The 22,890-nt window shown below is 63.0% G+C and carries 23 protein-coding genes; 22 read left to right on the top strand and 1 reads right to left on the bottom strand.

Going from position 1 to position 22,890, the window contains the following annotated elements; genetic code table 11:
• Positions 1-116: 116 nt before the first annotated feature.
• Both PAN08_RS08675 and PAN08_RS08680 read left to right on the top strand, forming a co-directional pair.
• Positions 117-404 (top strand): hypothetical protein, encoded by a 288-nt coding sequence (locus PAN08_RS08675; protein ID WP_269791034.1) that lies wholly within the window; start codon positions 117-119, stop codon positions 402-404.
• 102 nt (positions 405-506) lie between these two features.
• Positions 507-836, top strand: coding sequence for a hypothetical protein (locus PAN08_RS08680; protein ID WP_269791035.1), 330 nt, complete (start codon positions 507-509; stop codon positions 834-836).
• Here the strand turns inward: PAN08_RS08680 and PAN08_RS08685 are convergent.
• Positions 830-1,234 (bottom strand): ribonucleotide reductase subunit alpha, encoded by a 405-nt coding sequence (locus PAN08_RS08685; RefSeq protein WP_269791036.1) that lies wholly within the window; start codon positions 1,232-1,234, stop codon positions 830-832. The two genes, PAN08_RS08680 and PAN08_RS08685, sit on opposite strands and share 7 nt — an antisense overlap.
• Positions 1,235-1,424: 190 nt before the next feature.
• Here PAN08_RS08685 and moaA point away from each other — a divergent pair, with 190 nt between their 5' ends.
• From moaA to PAN08_RS08785, 20 genes are all read left to right on the top strand, one after another.
• Positions 1,425-2,405 carry a GTP 3',8-cyclase MoaA gene (gene moaA / locus PAN08_RS08690; RefSeq protein WP_269791037.1) on the top strand — a complete coding sequence of 327 codons (981 nt, stop codon included), beginning with the start codon at positions 1,425-1,427 and terminating at the stop codon, positions 2,403-2,405.
• An 8-nt stretch (positions 2,406-2,413) separates the two neighbouring features.
• A complete protein-coding gene (gene moaCB, locus PAN08_RS08695) occupies positions 2,414-3,427 on the top strand; it encodes a bifunctional molybdenum cofactor biosynthesis protein MoaC/MoaB (protein WP_269791038.1) in 1,014 nt (337 codons plus the stop codon).
• Complete coding sequence (glp, locus tag PAN08_RS08700) at positions 3,424-4,680, top strand: gephyrin-like molybdotransferase Glp (RefSeq protein WP_269791039.1); 1,257 nt, start codon at positions 3,424-3,426, stop codon at positions 4,678-4,680. The genes moaCB and glp overlap by 4 nt, the downstream gene beginning before the upstream one ends.
• On the top strand, positions 4,677-4,937 hold the full coding sequence (locus PAN08_RS08705) for a MoaD/ThiS family protein (protein WP_269791040.1): 261 nt from the start codon (positions 4,677-4,679) through the stop codon (positions 4,935-4,937). The genes glp and PAN08_RS08705 overlap by 4 nt, the downstream gene beginning before the upstream one ends.
• A gap of 1 nt (position 4,938) precedes the next feature.
• Positions 4,939-5,457 carry a molybdenum cofactor biosynthesis protein MoaE gene (locus tag PAN08_RS08710; protein WP_269791041.1) on the top strand — a complete coding sequence of 173 codons (519 nt, stop codon included), beginning with the start codon at positions 4,939-4,941 and terminating at the stop codon, positions 5,455-5,457.
• Complete coding sequence (locus PAN08_RS08715) at positions 5,414-6,004, top strand: molybdenum cofactor guanylyltransferase (protein ID WP_269791042.1); 591 nt, start codon at positions 5,414-5,416, stop codon at positions 6,002-6,004. The genes PAN08_RS08710 and PAN08_RS08715 overlap by 44 nt, the downstream gene beginning before the upstream one ends.
• Entirely contained in the window at positions 6,001-6,372 is a 372-nt protein-coding gene (locus PAN08_RS08720) for a hypothetical protein (protein ID WP_269791043.1), read from the top strand. Before PAN08_RS08715 ends, PAN08_RS08720 begins: the two co-directional genes overlap by 4 nt.
• A 145-nt stretch (positions 6,373-6,517) precedes the next feature.
• A complete protein-coding gene (locus tag PAN08_RS08725; RefSeq protein WP_269791044.1) occupies positions 6,518-7,933 on the top strand; it encodes a NarK family nitrate/nitrite MFS transporter in 1,416 nt (471 codons plus the stop codon).
• A 69-nt stretch (positions 7,934-8,002) separates the two neighbouring features.
• Positions 8,003-11,746, top strand: coding sequence for a nitrate reductase subunit alpha (locus PAN08_RS08730; protein ID WP_269791045.1), 3,744 nt, complete (start codon positions 8,003-8,005; stop codon positions 11,744-11,746).
• Entirely contained in the window at positions 11,746-13,290 is a 1,545-nt protein-coding gene (gene narH, locus PAN08_RS08735; RefSeq protein ID WP_269791046.1) for a nitrate reductase subunit beta, read from the top strand. Before PAN08_RS08730 ends, narH begins: the two co-directional genes overlap by 1 nt.
• On the top strand, positions 13,287-13,967 hold the full coding sequence (gene narJ, locus PAN08_RS08740; RefSeq protein ID WP_269791047.1) for a nitrate reductase molybdenum cofactor assembly chaperone: 681 nt from the start codon (positions 13,287-13,289) through the stop codon (positions 13,965-13,967). The genes narH and narJ overlap by 4 nt, the downstream gene beginning before the upstream one ends.
• On the top strand, positions 13,964-14,671 hold the full coding sequence (gene narI / locus PAN08_RS08745; protein WP_269791048.1) for a respiratory nitrate reductase subunit gamma: 708 nt from the start codon (positions 13,964-13,966) through the stop codon (positions 14,669-14,671). Before narJ ends, narI begins: the two co-directional genes overlap by 4 nt.
• A 3-nt stretch (positions 14,672-14,674) precedes the next feature.
• The gene (locus PAN08_RS08750) at positions 14,675-15,571 is read left to right on the top strand and encodes a peptidylprolyl isomerase (RefSeq protein ID WP_269791049.1); all 897 of its coding nucleotides are present in this window, start codon (positions 14,675-14,677) and stop codon (positions 15,569-15,571) included.
• A gap of 23 nt (positions 15,572-15,594) precedes the next feature.
• Positions 15,595-16,911 (top strand): nitrate/nitrite transporter, encoded by a 1,317-nt coding sequence (locus PAN08_RS08755; protein ID WP_269791050.1) that lies wholly within the window; start codon positions 15,595-15,597, stop codon positions 16,909-16,911.
• A 59-nt stretch (positions 16,912-16,970) separates the two neighbouring features.
• Positions 16,971-18,185, top strand: a complete 1,215-nt coding sequence (locus PAN08_RS08760) for a coproporphyrinogen III oxidase (protein ID WP_269791051.1) — start codon at positions 16,971-16,973, stop codon at positions 18,183-18,185.
• Positions 18,186-18,195: 10 nt separating this feature from the next.
• Positions 18,196-18,966: a helix-turn-helix domain-containing protein gene (locus tag PAN08_RS08765; protein ID WP_269791052.1), complete on the top strand. Its 771-nt coding sequence runs from the start codon at positions 18,196-18,198 to the stop codon at positions 18,964-18,966.
• Positions 18,967-18,983: 17 nt separating this feature from the next.
• Entirely contained in the window at positions 18,984-19,724 is a 741-nt protein-coding gene (gene modA / locus PAN08_RS08770) for a molybdate ABC transporter substrate-binding protein (protein WP_269791053.1), read from the top strand.
• Between the two features lie 3 nt (positions 19,725-19,727).
• The gene (modB, locus tag PAN08_RS08775; protein WP_269791054.1) at positions 19,728-20,411 is read left to right on the top strand and encodes a molybdate ABC transporter permease subunit; all 684 of its coding nucleotides are present in this window, start codon (positions 19,728-19,730) and stop codon (positions 20,409-20,411) included.
• The gene (locus tag PAN08_RS08780) at positions 20,401-21,066 is read left to right on the top strand and encodes an ATP-binding cassette domain-containing protein (protein ID WP_269791055.1); all 666 of its coding nucleotides are present in this window, start codon (positions 20,401-20,403) and stop codon (positions 21,064-21,066) included. Before modB ends, PAN08_RS08780 begins: the two co-directional genes overlap by 11 nt.
• Positions 21,067-21,277: 211 nt before the next feature.
• On the top strand, positions 21,278-22,795 hold the full coding sequence (locus PAN08_RS08785; protein WP_269791056.1) for a family 20 glycosylhydrolase: 1,518 nt from the start codon (positions 21,278-21,280) through the stop codon (positions 22,793-22,795).
• Positions 22,796-22,890: the final 95 nt, after the last annotated feature.

Genomic DNA, 22,890 nt, shown 5'->3' on the forward strand with positions numbered 1-22,890 from the left:
ATTGCGTGTTTCGCGGCCGAGGCCGCTCCTACGAGATTGCGCTTTTTACGGGGTTTTGCTGGCAATTCGTGATGCGTCACTTTAATGTGCGCGCATTCGCACGATAAGGAAATGTGATGGGCGACAAGAAATCTCCACCAGCGCCTGCACCGGCCGCAGAACCCGAAGCACCTCGCAAACGTGGCCGACCAAAGATCTACAGCGAGCCGTTGTCGCAGGCCGAGCGTGCGCGCCGCTATCGTGCCAAGCGGGCCAACGATTTCAGTCCGCCCGATGAGATGCGCGGCACCGCGTTGATCGACGCACTGCGCTGGTGCATCACGCATCAGCACGAGGCGGTGGATCTTTATCTGGAAGAGCTGGTGCGCCGCTATCACAGCAAGGGTGCTGAAGCGCTCAAGTAAGAGTGGGTCGTTGCCCGATGGCGCCGGGCCGATTTGACCGTGACCCCCATTCAAGAGCAAGCTCATCTGACACGTTGTTGTTTCCATCCAGAAGGAGGATTCATGACTGTCGCCTCATCCATGCCCGCCTCGGGCAGCAAACAACCTCCCTCCAAGCTCTGGCGCGTGTTCTGGCTGCAGGGTGTGATCCCCAGCAACATTCTCTGGGCGGTGGCGGCATGGGCCTTGATGCAGGGCAGGACGCCGCTGCTGCTGGCCATGTTCGCATTGCTGCTGCTCTACACCGGCTGGATCATCCCGGCGGTGTGGCGGGCCGCGCCCACGGCAAACAATCCCAACTGGGGCGTGGCCGCACGCGGCCTCACCGTGGCCTGGGGGTTGAACACCGTGTTGGTGGTGTTCTTCCTGACCCTGCAGTTGGTGGCTCAGTAAAACTGGATGGGATTGCCATCGCGGCCAAACGCGGCAAAGCGGCTGATTTGTCCGTCGTTGATGGCATTGACCATCAACTGCAGGGGCTGGGCCGCTTCATCGCTGGAGGGTGCGAAGCCGGCGCGGCCATCCATCGCGGCCACGAACAGCACATCCCACTCCATGCCGGTGTTGCCGGATTCAGCGGCCAGTGCGGCAAACGAAGCGACCTCGTCCGGGGCCTTGTCCACGCACAGCACCGGGCTCAGGGTGCCGCCCTCGCCACTGGCATGGCGCTCGTGCTGGTCGGACGTGGGAGATTCGGGCAGATCGGCGCGCGCGAATACAAACAACAGACGTTGTGGTTCGGTTTGCTGGCCTGCTGCGTGCAGCAGGCCGTCAAAGTCATTGAGCATCATGATCGCTGTCACACGGTGTAGGCATCTGAGCGGGCATGCTGCCACAACGCAGGTGAAGTCGGCAGGCCAGGCATTGATTTAAGTCATCCCATCGCGACGTTTCCCCCCGTAGGCTGGTCATCAATCAATGCGGTGAGGGCAGCTTCGGGTGCCGGGTGTTCGAAAAATGGAGTCAGAAGGTGGAACAGCCATGAGCCAACTCACCGACGGCTTCGGCCGTAGTTTTCCTTATCTGCGGCTGTCGCTCACCGAGGCCTGCAACTTCCGTTGCAGCTATTGCCTGCCCGATGGTTATCAGGCCGACGGGCGGCCGCAGTTCATGTCGGTGGCCGAAATCGAGCGGCTGGTACGCGCGTTCGCCACCCTAGGCATGCACAAGATCCGCCTGACCGGCGGTGAGCCGAGCTTGCGCAAGGATCTGGACCAGATCATCGAAACCGTGGCGCGCGTGCCGGGCATCCGCAAGGTGGCCATCACCACCAACGGCTGCCTGCTGCCGCGTCGTTTGTCGGGCTGGCACCGGGCCGGGCTGACCGCGTTGAACGTGAGCATGGACAGCCTGCGTCGCGAGCGCTTCCATGCCATCACCGGCCATGACCGCCTGCCCGAGGTGATGGAAGGCATCGCGATGGCACAGGAGCTAGGCCTGCAGTCGATCAAGCTCAATGCGGTGCTGCTGCGTGACCGCAACGATGATGAACTGCCGGAGTGGATGGAGTTCCTGCGCGACCGTCCTGTGAGCGTGCGCTTCATCGAGCTGATGCGCACCGGTGACAACCGTGAATACTTCGAGCGGCATCATCTGAATGCCGACGTGGTGATCAACCAGCTGGAAGCGGCCGGTTGGCACCTGCGCCCGCGCGCCGCCGATGCCGGCCCTGCGCGCGAATTCACCCATCCGGATTACCGCGGCAGCTTCGGCATCATCGCGCCGTATTCCCGGGATTTCTGCAAAGGCTGCAATCGTCTGCGGGTGACCGCGAAGGGCGATCTGCGGCTATGCCTGTTTGGCGACTTCGGCGTGGCCCTGCGGCCGCTGCTGCAGTCCGACGATGACCATGACGCGCTGCTGGCGCGCATCACCACCCAGCTCGGCCTCAAAGCGGCCGGGCATGGATTGCACCAGGGCCTGACCGGCCTCACGCCGCATCTGGCTTCAATTGGGGGATAGAGAACACGATGAGTGGTGAAATGAATGCGGCCTTCCATATGGCCGATGTCCGCAACAAACGCGTCACCCGTCGCCGCGCGGTAGCCGTGGGCGAATTGATTGCCGGGCCGGTGGCCTATCCGATGATCGTCGAGCGGCGTCTGCCCAAGGGCGATGCGCTGGTGATGGCGGAAATCGCCGGCCTGCAGGGCGCCAAGATGGCCTCGGCATTGATGCCGCTGTGCCACCCGCTGCCGCTGGAGCTGGTGCATGTCTATTGCGCGCCGGTGCCGGAACGCCACGCCATCCGCGTGTGGTGTGAATGCGCCAGCGAGGCGCGTACCGGCGTGGAGATGGAAGCACTGGCCGGCGTCAACGCGGCATTGCTGACCCTCTATGACCTGAGCAAGCCGGTGGAGCCGGCATTGGAAATCAGCGCCATCCGTCTGTTGTTCAAGGAAGGTGGCAAGAGCGGTTTGTGGCTGCATCCGCAAGGCATGGACGATGCGGAGCGCGAGCGCTTCCAGCCGCGTCCGCCGCGTGGACTGCAGGGCGCCCGCTGTGCAGTGATCACCCTCAGCGACCGTGCCAGCCACGGCGAATACGCCGATGAATCCGGCCCGCGTCTGGTGCAGGGTCTGCAGGCGATGGGCGGTGAGGTAGGTGTTGTCGAAGTGCTGCCCGACGGTGTCGAGCCGCTGGCGACGCGCTTGTACGCACTGTCCAACGACGGCGTGCGGCTTTGCCTGTGCACGGGCGGTACCGGTCTGGGTCCGCGTGATCTCACTCCGGAAGCGCTGCAGTCGCTGGGCGGGCGTCGCGTCGAAGGCTTGGCCGAAATGCTGCGCAGCCTCAGCGCACAACACACACAACAAGCGTGGCTCAGCCGCGCCGAAGTAGTGCAGCTGGGCAACATGCTGGTCTTCGCATTGCCCGGAAGCCCGCGTGCCGCCAGCCAATGCATGGACATCCTGGCGCCGGTGCTCGGCCACGCCTTGGCCATGATGGACGGCCAAAGCCACGGCAAAGGCAGCCACGCATGATCAGCTACGGCGAGGCATTGCAGCAGTTGCTGGCCGCCGCCGAGCCGCTGCCGGCACAGAACCTGCCGGTGGATCAGGCAGAAGGCCGCGTGCTCGCCGCTGCGATCACCAGCACTCAGGCATTGCCGCCTTTCGACAACTCGGCGATGGATGGCTTTGCCCTGCGTGCGGGCGGTGACGTGGTTCCCGCCGGCAGCATCTTCGATGTGCAGGGTTGGCAAGCGGCAGGCGATGTGGCGGCAGAAGGCGGGCAGGGTGCATGGGAAATCATGACCGGCGCGCGCATGCCCAGTGGCCTGGACAGCGTGGTGCCGGTGGAACAGGTGGACGTGGTCGAAGCGCAGAACGGCCGGCCATTGCGCATCCGTCTGCGCGAGGCGCTCAAGCCCGGCCAGCATGTACGCCTGCGTGGCCAGGACGTCGAAGACGGCGAAGAAGTGCTGGCCGCAACCACCACACTCGATATCAATGCATTGACCCTGCTGCATGCCATCGGCGCGGCCAATGTGCAGGTTCAGCCGCAACCGAAAGTGGCGGTCATCGCCACCGGCAAGGAGCTGGTCAGCGATGCCGCACAGGCATTGGAATCCGGCCAGATCCGCGACAGCAACCGGCCGTATCTGGTCCGCCGCCTGCAGGCCGCAGGCGCGGACGTGGTGTGGCAGGGCGTGGTCGGCGATGACACGGCTGCGTTCGACAACGTGCTCGATGTCGCTTTGGCGGCAGGTGCCAAGGTGCTGATCAGCACCGGTGCGGTATCGCAGGGACGTTACGACTTCATTCCCGATGCGCTGCGTGCGCGCGGCGCGCAGATCATCTTCCACAAGGTGGCCATCCGCCCCGGCAAGCCGCTGCTGTTCGCGCGGCTGCCGAATGGCGTGCTGTATTTCGGCCTGCCCGGCAATCCGATTTCAGCGGCGGTGGGACAGCGGTTCTTTGTTGAACCGGTGTTGCGTCGCCTGTTGGGCCTGCCCGAAGAGCCAGCATTGCAACTGCCGCTGCAGGCAGACGTGCGCAAACCGGCCGGTCTGCGCATGCATGCGCGTGCACGGGTTGAGCTGGATGCTGCCGGTCAGTTGTCGGTGCGGGTACTTTCCGGGCAGGAATCCTTCCGTTTGAAAACCATGCTCAAGGCCAACGCCTGGGCGGTGCTGGAGGGCGAGGGCGACCTTGCCGCTGCCGGAAGCCGCGTCCGTGTGCAGGGCTGGGGTCATCGCGATCCGGTGCAGTTGGCGCAACAGGAGTCACCATGAAACAGATAACCGTTCAGTTGTTCGGCGCGTTCTCCGAACTGCACCCCAGCCGCGAAATCGCGGTGCAGACCCACGGCGAGCACATCGCTGACCTGCGCAGCGCCCTGCGCGAACTGATTGCACAGCGCTGGCCGCAGTTCCGCGCCGGCTTGCTGGATTATTCGGCCTTTGCCGACGAACACCGCGTGCTGCGTGACAACGAACGCCTGCCCGAAGATGGCCGCGTCGCGATCCTGCCGCCGGTCAGTGGAGGTTGAGATGAGTACGCAGCACACCTGGAAAGTAGTGGACCGCGCCGTGGCGCCGATCGATCCGGCCGAAGGCATCAACTTCGTCTCCGACCCCGGCTTTGGCGGCATCGATGTCTTCATCGGCAAGGTGCGCGACCTCAATCAGGGTCGCCCGGTGCTGGGCATCACCTACGACATGTTCGAGCCGCTGGTACTCAATGAGATCCAGCGGATGGTGGCCGAGGTGGAAGCGCAGTTCGGCCCGCGCATCAAACTGTATGTGTCCCACGCGAAGGGGCGATTGGGTGTGGGCGATGTGGCGCTGGTCGTGGCCGCAGGTACCCCGCACCGTGATGAAGCCTTCCGCGCCTGCCGTCAGTTGATCGAAGAGGTGAAGCACCGCTCGCCCATCTGGAAGCAGGAGCACTATCAGGACGGCGACAGTGAATGGAGCGAAGGCTGCGCGCTGTGCCATCACGAGCCTGAAGCCGCCGGTGGAAAGCATGTCCACAACCACGATCATGCCCACGATCACGCCCACCGCTGAGTCACCGCGCATGGCCGGCATCGTGCTGGCCGGTGGCCTGTCCTCGCGGATGGGCCGCGACAAGGCGCTCTTGCCGTGGCAGGGCCAGACCCTGCTTGCCCATATGCACGGCCTGTTGAAGCGCGCGGGTGCTGAGATCGTAAGAGTCAGCGGCAGTTATCCGGAATTTGATGGCGTCGCCGATGCGGTTGCACGCTGCGGCCCTTTGGGTGGCCTGTTCAGTGTGGCGAACACGCTGCCCGACGGGCCCGCGTGGGTAGTGCCGGTGGACATGCCGCAACTGGATGTCGCACTGCTGCAGCAACTGCGCGACGCCCCCCCCGCAGCCTGCGTGATCTTCGCCGGGCAACCGCTTCCGATGCGTTTGAACATCGACGACGCCTGCCGCCGCTTGCTGCAATCCATGATCGGAGACCCGGATGGCCCGCGTTCGTTGCAGGCGCTGCAGCGTCGCCTGGGCGTTCTTGAATTGGCGGTGCCCGCTGCCGCAGCAGCGAGCCTGGTCAACTGCAATACCCCCGAGCAATGGGAGGAACTTGCGTCATGAAAATCCAACTGCAACAACAATCGGTGCGGCTGCGGCTTGATGAAAGCGAATTGGCGCAGTTGCTGGAGGGCGAAACGCTCCGCACCGCCACGCAATGGGGTGTCGTCGGTGACTGGTCGATGGCACTGCGGTTGCAGGCCGATGAACGGGTCAGCGTGGCGGCCGCTGCCGAGGGTGTGTTGATCAATCTTCCATACGAAGCAGTACTGGCGTTGGCCGGCCGCCTGCCATGCCGCGATGGTTTGGCGTGGGACATTGAGGCCGGTGGCGCGGCCCTGCAGCTTCAGTTTGATGTGGATGTGCGTGACAGCGTGCGACAGCGGGGGCCACGACGGCGCACTGACGCGGCCGTCACACCGTCCGTTTGACATTTATCAGCTACACCCTTCAAAAAGCAGTACGGATTGATCTTGATCAACCTCGTCTTGCGACACTCCGGGCCTAATAACGGCACGGCGACGAGGCACAGAAGAACGTAGCAACTCGTCGTCATTACATAGCCTGGAGCCATGCATGACCGTCGGTAGCGAAGTCGCAAAAAACAAGAGTGGCTCGGGTCGTGTGATTACGGACTGGAAGCCTGAAGATCCCGCCTATTGGGAGCGAACGGGCCAGCGTGTCGCCACGCGCAACCTGATCATCTCGATCCCCGCCTTGCTGCTGGCCTTCTCGGTCTGGGTATTGTTCTCGGCGGTGGCGATCAGCCTGCCGCGCATCGGCTTCAACTTCACGACTGACCAGCTGTTCTGGCTGGTGGCCTTGCCCAGCCTCTCCGGCGCAACGCTGCGCATCTTCTATTCCTTTGTCGTTCCCATCTTCGGTGGGCGGCGCTGGACCGCGCTTTCAACCGCTTCTCTGCTGCTGCCGACGATCTGGCTCGGCTTCGCGGTGCAGAACCCCAACACGCCGTTCTGGATCTTCGTCTGCATCGCCATCCTCTGCGGCCTTGGCGGCGCCAACTTCTCCTCGTCGATGTCCAACATCTCCTTCTTCTTTCCCAAGCAGCGCCAGGGCATGGCGTTGGGATTGAACGCAGGCCTGGGCAACGTCGGCGTGTCGGTATCGCAGCTGGTGGTGCCGCTGGTCATCACGGTCGGCGTGTTCGGCGCGATGGGCGGCGCACCGCAGCCGCTGGTGGAAGGCGGCGGCCAGTTGTTCGTGCAGAACGCCGGCTTCATCTGGGTGCCGGCCATCGCCATCGCCGCGATTGCTGCCTGGTTCGGCATGAATGACCTGACCAGCGCCCGCTCGTCGTTCTCCGAGCAGGCCATCATTTTCCGTCGCAAACACAACTGGCTGATGTGCTGGTTGTACATCGGCACGTTCGGTTCCTACATCGGCTTCTCGGCCGGCTTCCCGATGCTGGTCAAGAGCCAGTTCCCGGACGTGAACCCGATGACGTATGCCTTCATCGGCCCGCTGCTGGGTGCGTTGATGCGCTCGGTAGGCGGCAGCCTGGCCGACCGCTGGGGCGGGGCACGACTGACGTTCTGGGTGTTCGCGCTGATGATCGCCGCCGTGTTCGGTGTGCTGCACTTCCTGCCGAGCAATGGCACGGGCGGCAACTTCTACGGCTTCCTGATCTCGTTCATGGCGCTGTTCGTGCTGAGCGGCATCGGCAACGGCACCACGTTCCGCATGATTCCGGTGATCTTCCGCACCCTGCATGAGCGCCTGTCGGCCAAGGCCAATGCGCAGGGCAAGTCCGAGGCCGCGCACCAGGCCAGCATTGAATCGGCCGCCGTGGTCGGTTTCTCCGGCGCCATCGGTGCCTACGGCGGATTCTTCATTCCGAAGAGCTACGGCTCTTCCATCACCTTGACCGGCAGCCCAGACATGGCGCTGTACGGCTTCATTGCGTTCTACATCACCTGTCTTGTCGTGACGTGGTGGTGGTACTACCGGCGCGGGGCCGAAACCCCCTGCTGACAACGCAATGCAACGCAGCCAGATGACACACACAGCCACGATGCAGACGTACGCAAAGGGAGATTCACCATGAGTTATTTCCTGGATCGCTTGCAGTTTTTCAAGCGTGACCCACAACCCTTTGCCGATGGCCACGGGTTCAGTAAAACCGAAAGCCGGGACTGGGAAAACAGTTACCGTGCCCGCTGGCAGTACGACAAGATCGTGCGCTCCACCCACGGCGTGAACTGCACCGGCTCCTGTAGCTGGAAGATCTACGTCAAGAACGGCCTGGTCACCTGGGAAACCCAGCAGACCGACTACCCGCGCACGCGCCCGGACCTGCCCAACCACGAACCCCGCGGCTGCCCGCGCGGCGCCAGTTATTCCTGGTACCTGTACAGCGCCAACCGCCTGAAGTACCCGCTGATCCGCGGCACGCTGGTGCGCATGTGGCGCCAGGCGCGCAAGACCATGTCGCCGGTCGAAGCCTGGGCCAGCATCGTCGAGAACCCCGAGAAGTCACGCGAGTACAAGCGTCGCCGCGGCATGGGCGGTTTCGTGCGGTTGTCGTGGGATGAGGCCAACGAAATCATTGCCGCCTCCAACCTGCACACGGTGAAGGAATACGGCCCGGATCGTGTGGTCGGCTTCTCGCCGATCCCGGCGATGTCGATGGTGTCCTACGCCGCCGGCGCGCGTTACCTGTCGCTGCTCGGTGGCGCCTGCCTGTCGTTCTACGACTGGTATTGCGATCTGCCGCCGGCCTCGCCGCAGGTGTGGGGCGAGCAGACCGACGTGCCGGAATCGGCCGATTGGTACAACAGCCGCTACATCATCGCCTGGGGCTCGAACGTGCCGCAGACGCGTACGCCCGACGCGCACTTCTTCACCGAGGCGCGCTACAACGGCACCAAGACCGTGGCGGTCTGCCCGGATTACTCCGAGCTGGCCAAGCTCACCGACCATTGGCTGCACCCCAAGCAGGGCACCGATGCGGCGCTGGCGTTTGCGTTCGGCCATGTGATCCTGCGCGAGTTCCACGTCGACAAGCCTTCGCAATACTTCCAGGACTACTGCCGCCAGTACTCGGACATGCCGTTGCTGGTGCGCATTGAACAGCGCGACGACGGCCGTCTGGTGCCGGGCCGCTTCCTGCGCGCCAGTGAGCTGGGTGGCCTGGGCGAAAGCAACAATCCGGAATGGAAGACGCTGGGCTTCGATGAAATCAGCGGCGACATCGCCGTGCCCAATGGCTCGGTTGGTTTCCGCTGGGGCGAGAAGGGCAAGTGGAACATTGAAGAGAAGGCCAGCAACGGCAGTGCCACGCGCCTGCGGCTGAGCCTGGCCGACGTCAAGGACAGCATCGAGGGCGTGAGCTTCCCGTACTTCGGTGGCATTGAAAACGACGGCTGGACCGCTGCGCCGGTGGAAGAAGTACTGGAGCGCAACATTCCGGTGCGTCGCCTGCAGTTGGCCGACGGCAGCGAGACGTTCGTCGCGACGGTGTATGACTTGCTGCTCGCGCAGTACGGCGTGGATCGCGGTTTTGGTGGCGGTAATGTCGCCAGCAGCTACGACGACTACGTACCGGGCACGCCTGCCTGGCAGGAACGCGTCACCGGTGTGCCGCGTGCGGAAGTGATCGAGATCGCACGCGAGTTCGCGCGCACTGCCGACAAGACCCACGGTCGCAGCATGATCATCGTTGGCGCCGGCATGAACCACTGGTTCCACAACGACATGAACTATCGCGGCCTGATCAACATGCTGGTCATGTGCGGCTGCGTGGGCCAGACCGGTGGCGGCTGGGCGCATTACGTGGGCCAGGAAAAGCTGCGTCCGCAGACCGGCTGGCAGCCGCTGGCGTTCGGCCTGGACTGGAGCCGCCCGCCGCGTCAGATGAACGGCACCTCGTTCTTCTACTTCAACACCGGGCAGTGGCGTTACGAAAAACTGCAGGTGGACGAACTGCTGTCGCCGCTGGCCGACGCATCCAAGTACAGCGGCAGCCTGGCCGACCTCAACCTGCGCGCCGTGCGCATGGGCTGGTTGCCGTGCGCACCGCAGCTGGACCGCAATCCGTTGCAGCTGGTACGCGAGGCCGAAAAGGCCGGCGCGGACCCGGCCGACTATGCACTGGGCAAGTTCAAGGACGGCTCGCTGGACTTCGCATTCGCCGACCCGGATGCCAAGCAGAACCACCCGCGCATGATGTTCATCTGGCGCTCGAATCTGCTCGGTTCTTCGGGCAAGGGCCACGAGTACATGCTGCGCCACCTGCTGGGCACGCGACATGGTCTACAGGGCAAGGATCTGGGCGAGATGGGCGCGGTCAAGCCGGAAGAAGTGAAGTGGCGTGACGAGGCACCGGAAGGCAAGCTCGACCTGCTGGTGACGCTGGACTTCCGCATGTGCACCACCGCGCTGTACTCGGACATCGTGCTGCCGACGGCCACGTGGTACGAGAAGGACGACCTCAACACCTCGGACATGCACCCGTTCATCCACCCGCTGTCCAAGGCGGTGGACCCGGCCTGGGAATCCCGCAGCGATTGGGAGATCTTCAAGGGCGTGGCGCGCACGGTCAGTGAGCTGGCGCCGGGCGTGCTCGGTGTCGAGAAGGACCTGGTGCTGGTGCCGACGCTGCATGACACACCCAACGAACTGGGCATGCCGTTTGGCGTGACCGATTGGAAGAAGGGCCAGTGCGAGGCGATTCCGGGCCAGACCATGCCGACGATGACGGTGGTCGAGCGCGACTATCCCAACCTCTACCGCAAGTTCACCTCGCTCGGTCCGCTGCTGGACAAGCTGGGCAACGGCGGCAAGGGCATGAACTGGGATACCAAGCACGAGATCGATTTCCTCGGCAAGCTCAATCACACCGTGCGCGATGCTGGCGTCAGTCAGGGCCGTCCGGCGATTGAGACGGCCATCGATGCCTGCGAAGTGATCCTGCATCTGGCACCGGAAACCAACGGTCACGTTGCCGTGAAGGCCTGGGAATCGCTGGGTACGTTCACCGGCCGCGAGCACACGCATCTGGCCGTGGGCAAGGAGCATGAGGCGATCCGCTTCCGTGACATCCAGGCGCAGCCGCGCAAGATCATCTCCTCGCCGATCTGGTCAGGGCTGGAAGACGACAACGTCAGCTACAACGCCGGCTACACCAACGTGCACGAGCTGATTCCGTGGCGCACGGTCACCGGTCGTCAGCAGTTCTATCAAGACCATGAGTGGATGATCGACTTCGGCGAAGCGTTCATGAGTTACCGCCCGCCGGTGGATACCCGCACGGTGGAACCGCTGCTCAACAAGCGCTCCAACGGCAACAAGGAGATCGTGCTGAATTGGATCACCCCGCACCAGAAGTGGGGCATCCACAGCACGTACAGCGACAACCTGATCATGCAGACGCTGTCACGCGGCGGCCCGATCGTGTGGATCAGCGAGGACGACGCACGCAGCGCCGGCATCGAGGACAACGACTGGATCGAACTGTTCAACGTCAATGGTGCGATTGCCGCGCGTGCGGTGGTCAGCCAGCGCGTGATGTCGGGCATGGCGATGATGTATCACGCCCAGGAACGCATCATCAACGTGCCGGGCTCGGAGATCTCCGGCACCCGTGGCGGCATCCACAACTCGGTGACCCGCATCGTGCTCAAGCCTACCCACATGATTGGTGGTTACGCGCAGCTGTCGTACGGCTTCAACTACTACGGCACCTGCGGCACCAACCGCGATGAATTCGTGATCGTACGCAAGATGGACAAGGTTGATTGGCTGGATGGTGAAGACGCCGTTGTCGCCGCACGGGAGGTGGTGTGATGAAAGTACGTGCACAGATCGCGATGGTGTTGAACCTGGACAAGTGCATCGGCTGCCACACCTGCTCGATCACCTGTAAGAACGTGTGGACCTCGCGCGAAGGCGTGGAGTACGCCTGGTTCAACAACGTGGAAACCAAGCCGGGCATCGGCTATCCCAAGGAATGGGAGAACCAGGACAAGTGGAACGGCGGCTGGGTGCGTACCCGCGCCGGCAAGCTGGTGCCGCGTGCCGGTGGTCGTTGGCGGATGCTGGCCAAGATCTTCGCCAACCCGGATTTGCCGCAGATCGACGACTACTACGAGCCGTTCGATTTCGACTACCAGCATCTGCATGACGCGCCGGAAGTGAAGCATCAGCCGACCGCACGCCCGCGTTCGCTGCTGACCGGCGAGCGCATGGAGAAGATCGAGTGGGGCCCGAACTGGGAAGAAATTCTCGGCACCGAGTTCTCCAAGCGTTCACGCGACTACAACTTCGACCAGGTGCAGAAGGAGATCTACGGCGCCTTCGAGAAGACCTTCATGATGTACCTGCCGCGCCTGTGCGAGCACTGCCTGAATCCGGCATGTGTCTCGGCTTGCCCGTCCGGTGCCATCTACAAGCGCGAGGAAGACGGCATCGTGCTGATCGACCAGGACAAGTGCCGTGGTTGGCGCATGTGCGTGTCGGCCTGCCCGTACAAGAAGATCTACTACAACTGGAAGAGCGGCAAATCCGAGAAGTGCATCTTCTGCTATCCGCGCATCGAGATGGGCGAGCCCACCGTGTGTTCGGAAACCTGCGTGGGCCGCATCCGCTACCTCGGCGTGATGTTGTACGACGCCGACCGCATCGCCGAAGCGGCATCGGTGGCAGCAGAGAAGGATCTGTACCAGGCGCATCTGGATATCTTCCTAGACCCGGAAGATCCGGCCGTGATCGCTGCGGCGCGTGCCGAAGGCATTCCGGACAACTGGCTGGAAGCGGCCAAGCAATCGCCGGTGTACAAGCTGGCCATCGACTGGAAGCTGGCGCTGCCGTTGCATCCGGAATACCGCACGCTGCCGATGGTGTGGTACGTGCCACCGTTGTCGCCCATCCAGTCCGCCGCCGAGCGTGGCCATGTCGGCATGAACGGCGAACTGCCGGATGTCGCCTCGCTGCGCATCCCGGTGCGTTACCTGGCCAACATGCTGTCGGCCGGTGATGAAGCGCCGGTGGTACGTGCACTGGAACGCTTGATGGCGATGCGTGCCTGGCGCCGTGCCAAGAACGTGGACGGCGTGGAGGACACAACGGCACTGGACCAGACCGGTTTGACCGTGGCCCAGGCCGAGGACATGTACCGCTACCTCGCCATTGCCAACTACGAAGACCGATTCGTGATTCCCAGCAGCCATCGCGAGTACGCCAATGACGCATATGGTGAACGCGGCGGCTGCGGCTTCACGTTTGGAAGTGGTTGCAACGGCGACAGCCCGGCCGACCTGTTTGGCCAGCGCAAGAGCACCACGTATGCGGTTCATCCCAACCGCCAGCATCGGCATGAGGTGGCCAAATGAGCCTGCTTAAACTGATTGGCGTGCTGCTGGACTATCCGCGCGAAGAACTGTGGCAGCACGGTGAAGAACTCCTCGATGCCTGCGACGATCCGGCGCTGTCGCCGGCTCGCCGCAAGCAGCTGCGCGCCTTCGTGCAGCAGTTGATGGACAGCGACCCGCTGGATGCGCAGTCGGCCTGGCTGGCGACCTTCGACCGGGGCAGGGCGATGAGCCTGCTGCTGTTTGAACACATCCACGGCGAATCGCGTGATCGCGGCCAGGCCATGGTCGACCTGATCGATGCCTATCGTCGCAATGGTTTCGAGCTGGACGCGCGCGAGCTGCCGGACTACCTGCCGCTGTTGTTGGAATATCTGTCGCACCGGCCGCAGGCCGAGGCCAAGGATTACCTGCACCATGTCGGCCACATCGCCGGGATGCTCGCCGCACGTGCCGCCGAGCGTGAGCTGCCGCATGCGGTGCTGCTGGAGATTCTGGTTGAGGCAGGCGAAGGCAAGGTCAACCTGGCACTGCTGCGGCAACGTGCCAGCGAGGAAGTCCGTGACGACACCGTTGAAGTCATGGACCGGCTCTGGGAAGACGAAGCCGTGCGCTTTGGCAGTGAAGCGCCCTCACAGGATTGCAAACCGCCCCATCGTTCACCGGCCCGCGCCGCGCAGCAGGAGGCACAGCCATGAGTTATTTCCTGAATCAATTCGCTTTTCAGTTCTATCCGTATATCGCCGTGGCGGTGTTGCTGATCGGCAGCTGGGCGCGTTATGACAAGGCCATGTACAGCTGGCGCACCGGCTCCAGCCAGTTGTTGTCCGACCGCGGCATGCGGATCGGCAGCAACTGCTTCCATATCGGCATTCTGGCGATCCTGGGCGGCCATCTGGTGGGCCTGCTGACACCGCATGCGGTGTATGAGCAATTCATCACCTCGTCGCAGAAGCAGTTGCTGGCGATGGTGGTGGGGGGCTTCTTCGGCGCGTTGTGCTTCATCGGCATTCTGATCCTGCTGGTCCGCCGCCTGACCAACCCGCGCGTGCGCGCCACGGGCAGCTTCGGTGACACGCTGGTGCTGGTGCTGCTGTTTGCGCAGCTGTGCCTGGGCCTGATCAGCATCAAGGTGTCGGCCGGCCACATGGACGGTGGCGTGATGGTGATGTTGGCCGAGTGGGCACAGCACATCGTCACCTTCCGCGCCGGTGCCGCTGACTTCATCACCGACGTCCACTGGGTCTACAAGGCGCACATCTTCCTGGGCATGACCTTGTTCCTGATCGCACCATTCACGCGCCTGGTGCATGTGTGGAGCATCCCGGTCAGCTATCTGTGGCGTCCGTATCAGGTGGTTCGCCGCCGCCAGGCCACGCTGCGCTACGGTCCGAAGGAATAAGCCATGGGTAGCCTGCCAAGAATCCTGCCAATCACCGTCATCGACTCGGCACAGCCCGTGCCGGTCGAGGCCAGCCACCACCACGACGATGCGGATCAGCAAGGGCCGCGCTCGTTGGGGCAACCGGCACCCTGCAGCCTGTTCGTTGACGACACCCCCATCAACGAAGCCGACATCGCCCGCGAAATGCAGTTCCACCGCGCCATTCGCCCCGAGCAGGCCCGCGCCGATGCGGCCCGCGCTTTGGTGGTACGGGAACTGTTGCGTCGTGAAGCGCTGCGCCTGGGCCTGGATGAAGCACAGGGCGAGGGCCGCCAGACCGACGAAGAGGTGCAGATCCAGCGCCTGATCGAAACACTGGTGGAGGACCGGGTGCCGAACGAGGACGACTGCCGTCGTTATTTCGATCAGAACCTTGAGCGTTTCCGTGCCCCCGACCGCGTGCGCGTCCGCCACATCCTGCTGGCTGCGCCTGCCGACGACGTCGCCGGCAGGTTCAAGGCGCGTACCCAGGCCGAGCAACTCATCACCGAGTTGAACGAGCAACCGCATTTGTTCACTGACCTGGCATTGCGACATTCGCAGTGCCCCTCCAGCAGTGAAGGCGGCGAGCTGGGCTGGTTGCAGAAGGGCCAGACCACGCCGGAGTTCGACCGTCAGGTGTTTCGCCTGCGGCAGGGCTTGGCGGGCTTTCCGGTTGAATCGCGCTGGGGCTACCACGTGGTCACCGTTGATGAGCTGGAAACCGGGCAAGCGCAGACCTTTGAGCAGGTGCGTACGCACATCAGTGACTACCTGGAACTGCAGGTGCGTCAGCGCGAAGTGCAGCACTTTCTGCAGGAATTGAGCGAGCGTTATCCAGTACGCGGCCTGGCTGAAATTGAAGCCTTGGCCGAGTGAACTGACTTAATGAAGGAGTGGCGATGAGCCAGAGTCTGCAGATGGCATCCCATGGCGAGCAACAACGTGCGCTGTGGCTGAGTACCTTCGCCTTCACCGTGTGTTTTGCGGTGTGGATGATCTTCTCCATCATCGGTATCCAGATCAGCGAACAGCTGGGTTTGAACGACACCCAGTTCGGCCTGCTGATTGCGACGCCCGTACTGACCGGTTCGCTGAGCCGGGTGTTCCTGGGCATCTGGTCCGACCAGTTCGGTGGGCGCAAAGTGATGCTGTTGGTGATGCTGTGTGGCGCGGTTGCCACCTGGATGCTCACCTACGCGACAACTTACCTGCAGTTCCTGTTCGCGGCCCTGTGCGTGGGTATTGCCGGCGGCAGCTTTTCGGTAGGCGTTGCCTATGTGTCCAAATGGTTCCCGGCCAGCAAGCAGGGCACCGCGCTGGGCATCTTTGGTGCCGGCAATATCGGCTCGGCCGTTACCAAGCTGTTGGCGCCGATGGTGATGGTGGCCGCTGGCTGGACCATGGTCGCCAAAGTCTGGGCGGTGGGCCTTGCCGTTACCGCCATCCTGTTTTTCCTGTTCAGCAAGGACGACCCGCAGCTGGAGCAGCGGCGTCGTGATGGCGTCAAGCCAGTGCCGTTCGCCGAGCAGATGGCACCACTGAAAGACCTGCAAGTGTGGCGCTTCTCGCTGTACTACTTCTTTGTGTTTGGCGGCTTTGTGGCGCTGGCGCTGTGGCTGCCGCGCTACTTGATTGGTGCGTATGGCATGGATGTGGCCACCGCCGGCATGCTGGCGGCGTGTTACTCGATTCCCGCAAGTCTGTTCCGCGTGGTGGGCGGTTGGTTGTCCGACCGCATCGGCGCACGTCGGGTGATGTATTGGACGTTTAGTGTGTCGGTCATCTGCACCTTCCTGCTGGCTTACCCGGACACCGAGTATGTGGTGAAGGGCATCCACGGCGAGCTGCGTTTCCATTTGGCTATCGGCGTCACCATGTTCACGGTGCTGGTGTTCGTGTTGGGCTTCTTCATGTCGCTGGGCAAAGCAGCGGTGTACAAGCACATCCCCGTTTACTACCCCAAACATGTGGGCGCAGTGGGCGGTGTGGTCGGCATGATCGGCGGCCTGGGCGGCTTCATCCTGCCGATTGCGTTCGGCGCATTGAACGACGTAGTCGGTATCTGGAGCAGCTGCTTCATGCTGTTGTTCGTGGTGGTATCTGCGGCGCTGATTTGGATGCACTTCGCCATCCGTCGCATGGAACGCAGGCACTTCCCGCAATTGGACAAGGAAACCGATCTACCCGAAGCGATGGATGCTGCGCGGGCCACATAACACAGCCGCGCTTGATCCAGATCAGGGAATAGGACAGAAATCCACGCGAGGATAGCGGCATGTCAGTCGAGGCTCTCCCGTTGGAAGGCACTTTGTTGCGCAACTGCGTGTTGCATCAACCCCGCCATGTTCTGTTCCCCGCTGCCAGCCAGTTCAGCCCCGGCTTCGGTGAGGCGAGCTGGCGTGCAGCGATACGCGCCAGCAACGAGCACCTGATTCCCCGGGTGCTGACGCTGGGCTTCCAGGCATTCCGCGCCGGGCCGGCGGTTAACCCGGTCGCCTATCTACAGGCGCTGTTGTCCAGCTTGCAGTTGCAGGCCGCCGAGCTGGCCGAGGACCGGGAAGTCGCGGCCGTGGTGCTCCAGCTGGGGCTGGCCGAAGCCATGCCGCCGGCATTGCTGGCGCAACTGCTGGATGCGGTACCCCAATACCTGCGCACCGTTGCGCGTCCACAGGTGGAGGTGCGGGTGGATGCCGGCAGCGGCATTGCACCAGCGCAGCTTCGAGAGGTGGGCTGCACCCGCTTGAACGTGATCGACCGCGCGGGCGCACACGGGCCGGAGCTGCTGGCACAAGGGCAGAAGGCCGGCTTTACGGCCTGCTATTACCAGCTGCGGGTACCGGCTGCCGATGACAGCGGATTCCGGTCACGCCTGCAGGCGGTGCTGGCATTGGCGCCGGAACGCATCCTGATGCCGTCGCCATGTGCCTCAGTGGATTCACCATCGGCCGATGCCTGGTGGCAGGCGTGGACCGATGTATGCGCTGCCGGCTATCTGCCATTGGGTGGCGACCACTACCAGCGCGCCGACGGCAGCCCGCCTGCGCAACGCGGGGACGGCGCACGGCATTGCGACCTGGCAGGCGTCCCGCGTCGTGATCGCAGTGATTTCATCGGCATCGGTCTGGGTGCCTGCAGTCAGATTGGCGATGTCATCTGTCGGCAGGAAACCGACATGGCGCGCTGGCAGTCACGCTTGCAGGCCGGGCATAGCGGTGTTGTCGCCGGGCTCATCTTCTCAGAGCATGAGCGGCTGACTGATGAGGTGGTGCAAAGCATTGCCTGTGATCACGCATTGGATGTGGCTGCCTTTGAATGGCGCAACGGGTTGCCGTTTGATGAGTGCTTCGAAGAGGCGCTGGCCGAGTTGCCGGCGTTCATCGCACACGGCTGGTTGCGCTGGGACGGCAAGGTGCTGCACCTGCAACGTGAGGGGCAATTGTTGTGGCGTATGATCGCCGCGTGCTTCCGATCCACTACCGTCGCCGCATGATCCTTGAATGATGTCTGCTTCCCATCCTCCGCGTGGCGCGCATGCCACCCCCCCAAATCCTGCGGCAGCCAACGACGGTGACGAGCTGCGCTTCTGCAGCACCTGTGCGTTTTCCGATGCATGCGCATCACAGGGCTACGACAAGACCGCGCTGAACGAACTGCACGTGCTGGTAGACCATGTCGGTCCGTACCACGCTGGCGACTACATCTTCCGGGCGGGGGAGCCGTTTGATGCCATCGCCGCCGTGCGCGCAGGCATGGTCAAAACCTTCATCGATGACAGCCTGGGCAACGAGCAGATTCTGGGCTTTGCCTTGCCGGGTGAGGTGATCGGCCTGAACGCGATCCATGGGTCGCGCTATCCCTGCAACGCGGTGGCGCTGGATACGGTGCACCTGTGCCGTTTTTCGTTTCCCAAAATCAGCACCCTGGCGGGACGTATGCCGGGCCTGCAGACAAAGCTGTTCAGTCTGCTCAGTGCCGAGATCGGAAAGGCCGCCATGCTGGCGGCCAACTACCGCACCGAGGAGCGCATGGCTGCGTTCCTGCTCGACATCTCTGCGCGCTATGCGCGACGGGGGTTCTCTGCCACGCGTTTCAGCCTGACCATGAGCCGTACCGAGATCGCCAATTACCTTCGCATGGCCCCTGAGACTGCCAGCCGCGTACTGCGCAGGCTCAGTGATGACGGGGTTATAGCGGTCAAACAACGGGAAATCATTTTGCTGCAGCCCGAACGTCTGGCACAAATGGCAGCTAGCGACGACGCTTCCCCCTGACCCTCGCGGATCTCCCCATGAAAAAGCGCTATGCATTGCTGTTGATGTTTGCCGCAGGCGCATCCCATGCGGCCGACCTCACCGTTTCTGCCGCCTCCAGCCTGACCGAGAGCTTCCGCGACATTGCTGCTGCCTACGAAAAAGCAAACCCGGGCACCAAGGTTGATTTGAACTTCGCCGCCTCCGGCGTGTTGCTGCAACAGATTGCGCGCGGCGCACCGGTGGATGTGTTCGCATCGGCCGACCAGACCACGATGGATCAGGCCGCAGGGCAGGGGCTGTTGGAGGCGGGCAGCCGCCAGGTATTCGCCGAGAACACGCTGTGGGTGGTGGTGCCACCGCAAGCCAAGCAGCGGCCGACGTCGCTGGCAGCGCTGGCGGCACCGGCTGTTGAGCGCGTTGCCATCGGCAACCCCGACAGCGTGCCGGTCGGCCGCTACGCGCGCAGCGCGCTGCAGCAGGCGGGCATCTGGCCCGCCATACAGGCGAAAACCATCAGCACCCAGAACGTGCGTCAATCGCTGGATTATGTCGCGCGCGGCGAAGTGGATGCGGGCTTCGTCTACGCCACCGACGCGCAGGCCATGCCTGACCGCGTGCAGCGTGCCTTCCAGGTTCCCGTCGCCGGTGGCATCACCTACCCACTGGCGCAGATAAAGGGCAGCGACAATGCTGCTCAGGCACAGCGTTTCATCGCCTTCGTGCGCTCGGCGCAGGGGCAGGCCATCCTGCAGCGCCATGGCTTTGGCAGCCCCTGATTGATGGACCTGGACTGGAGTGCCCTGTGGTTGTCGCTGAAGGTGGCAGGCTGGGCCACTGCGATCAATCTTGTCGTGGGCGTGGGACTGGGCGCATTGCTGGCGCGCAAGCGCTTCCCCGGGCGTGAACTGCTCGACACACTGCTCACGCTGCCGATGGTGTTGCCGCCCACCGTGCTGGGCTATTACCTGTTGGTAGTGATCGGCCGCAACGGCCCGCTCGGTGCGTGGTTGCAAAGCACATTCGGCATCAACCTGGTGTTCACCTGGCAGGCGGCAGTCATTGCCGCAGCCATCGCCTCGCTACCGTTGGTGTTCAAGCCAGCACGCGCTGCGTTTGAAGATGTGGATGCTCAACTTGAGCAGGCTGCACGCACGCTTGGCGTGTCGGAGATGGCGCTGTTTTTTCGCGTGACCTTACCGCTGGCATGGCGCGGCATTCTGGCCGGGTTGTTGCTGGCATTCGCCCGTGCAATGGGCGAATTCGGCGCCACCATCATGGTGGCCGGCAGCATCCCGGGGAAGACGCAGACGCTTTCCATCGCCATCTACGAAGCCGTGCAGGCTGGCAAGGATGGCCGCGCAAATGTACTGGTGGTGCTGTCCTCGGTGGTCTGCATCACCGTGCTGCTGGTTGCCGCGCGGCTGGTAGGCCGCAGGCGGGGAGGGCAGCGCGATGTGGCTTGAGCTTGATGTCGCGCGTCATCTACAGGCAGCCGGCCAGCATTTCCAGCTACAGGTTGCCTTGCGATGTACGCAACGCAACGTGGTGCTGTTTGGGCCATCCGGCGCCGGCAAGAGCCTCACCTTGCGTGCCATCGCCGGCTTGCTGAAACCCGATAGCGGGCATATTCGCCTGCACAACCAGCTGCTGTTTGATGCAGCCAGCGGCCTGAACCTACCGCCACAACGGCGCAAGGTCGGCTACGTCTTCCAGGACTACGCGTTGTTCCCGCATCTCACCGTGCGCCAGAACGTTGCTTTCGGCCTGCACAAGGGTTGGCTCAATCCAGGTCGCAGTACCCACCACGAACAGGTTGAGCGCTGGCTGCACGCACTGCGCATCGATCATCTTGCACAGATGTACCCGCAACAGATATCTGGCGGGCAACGCCAACGTACCGCGCTGGCGCGCGCCTTGGCGCCGGGCCCGCAGGTGTTGCTACTGGATGAACCGTTCGCCGCGTTGGATCACGACCTGCGCAAGCATCTGCGGCAAGAGTTGGAAGCGGTGCTGGATGCCTCGGATATTCCCCTACTGCTGATTACCCACGACCCGCAGGATGTGGATGTGTTCGGCCAACAGGTAGTGCATTTGGCAGGAGGAAAGGTGAGGGGCTGAGCCTGCCTGCATAGCGATGGCTTCAGATCGGTGATGTCTAAATGTTCGTCTCGGCGGAAACATCTCGCTGCCTTGTGGTAGTGCAGCCCGTGGGTTGTTGATGTGTGAAGTGGGCTGAAATTGAACCTCAGGCACGTGCCTGTCATCAGGATGGCAGTGACTCTCCGAACTGTGCATCATGCGTGGGTTCCCCTGCGGATTTCCTGCCGAGATGAAACTGCACTTCAAGCTCGAATTCCTACTGGTATGCCTTACTGCTCTTGCCGGTATCGGATGTGACCATCGCGCTGCTGTTGTCACGGATACAACAGCGCCGCCGCTGCATATCGTGCCCATCCCCGCGTCGATGGACGTCACCGCCGGCGAGCTGCGGCTCGCCGCTGCGACCGTGGAGGGCAGGGCCGCCGCGCCCAATGCAGGGAGTGCACTGGACGCACTGCTGGCAGGTTTGAACATCAACACCCAAGATGCCACTGCAACGCCGATCCGCTTGCAGCTGGTGGATGATCCCGCGCTGGGTGAGGAAGGCTATCGCCTGGTGATCGATGATGCGATCCAGCTGAGTGCGCGGACCGACACCGGCCTGCTGTATGCCGTGCAGAGCCTGCGCCAGTTGCTGCCGGCCAGGGCCCAGGCGGAATACCGCCTGCCTAAGGTGGTGATCAACGATGTGCCGGCGTATTACTGGCGCGGCATTTCGCTGGACGTGGCCAGAAGCTTCCTGTCGGTCGAGTACCTGGAGAAGCACATCGATCGCATGGCGCTGTTCAAATTGAACCGACTGCATCTGCATCTGACCGACGACCAGGGCTGGCGCATCGAGATCAAGCGTTACCCGAAGTTGGTGGAAATCGGTGGCGGCAGTGCGGTGAAGGACGGGCGTGCGGGCTATTACACGCAGGAGCAACTCAAGCATCTGGTCGCCTATGCGCAGGCGCGCGGCGTCACCATCGTGCCGGAGATCGACATGCCGGGGCATGTGCAGGCAGCGTTGGCCTCGTACAACGAGCTGGCCTGCGATGACGTGAGCAATCTGGCAACCTATTCCGGTGTGAAAGTCGGTTTCAGCGTGTTCTGCCTGGAAAAGCCCGACGTCGTGTATCCCTTCGTGCGCAATGTGCTGGAAGAAGTGGTCGCCATCTTTCCCTCTGCCGAGATCCATATCGGCGGTGATGAAATCAAGCATTCGCTGTACGCCGATTTCGTGGCACGTACCGCGAAGATGGTGGATGAGATGGGTCGTACCCCCGTCGTCTGGGAAGAAGGCTCGGTGGCCGACATGAAACCCAACGTGCTGCTGCAGTTGTGGAATGACGACTATGCCATTGACGCGGCGGTGGCGAAGGGACATCCGTTGATCTTGTCGCCCTGCTCGTATCTGTATATCGACCACGGCAACTATGCGGGCCAGCCCGGTGCCGATTGGTGTCGCAAAGAGGGTCTGCCGTTGAAGCGGCTCTATGGCTTCGATCCGGCACCGTTCAAGAGCGCGGTGGGTATTGAAGCGGCGTTGTGGACGGAGTTCGTGCACACCGATGCGGCGGTGGACGATCACCTGTGGCCGCGTCTGGCGGCAGTGGGCGAGATCGCCTGGAGCCCTGCAGGGCAGCGTAACTACGACGGCTTCGTGCAGCGCATGGGCGCGTTGCGCCCGCAGCTGGATGCGCTGGGCGTTCACTATTACGCCGAACCGGATCTGGGTTGGGCGGATGCGAAGCCGGCGCACTGAAGATTGATCAAAAAGCCCCGCAGATGCGGGGCTTTTTTTTCTGTAGGGGGGATAGGCGAGGAGTGCTTGCTGTTCTCGTCGTGGATTGAAACGGT

Origin of the sequence: Stenotrophomonas sp. Iso1 (assembly GCF_027497995.1) — a bacterium.
GTDB lineage: Bacteria > Pseudomonadota > Gammaproteobacteria > Xanthomonadales > Xanthomonadaceae > Stenotrophomonas.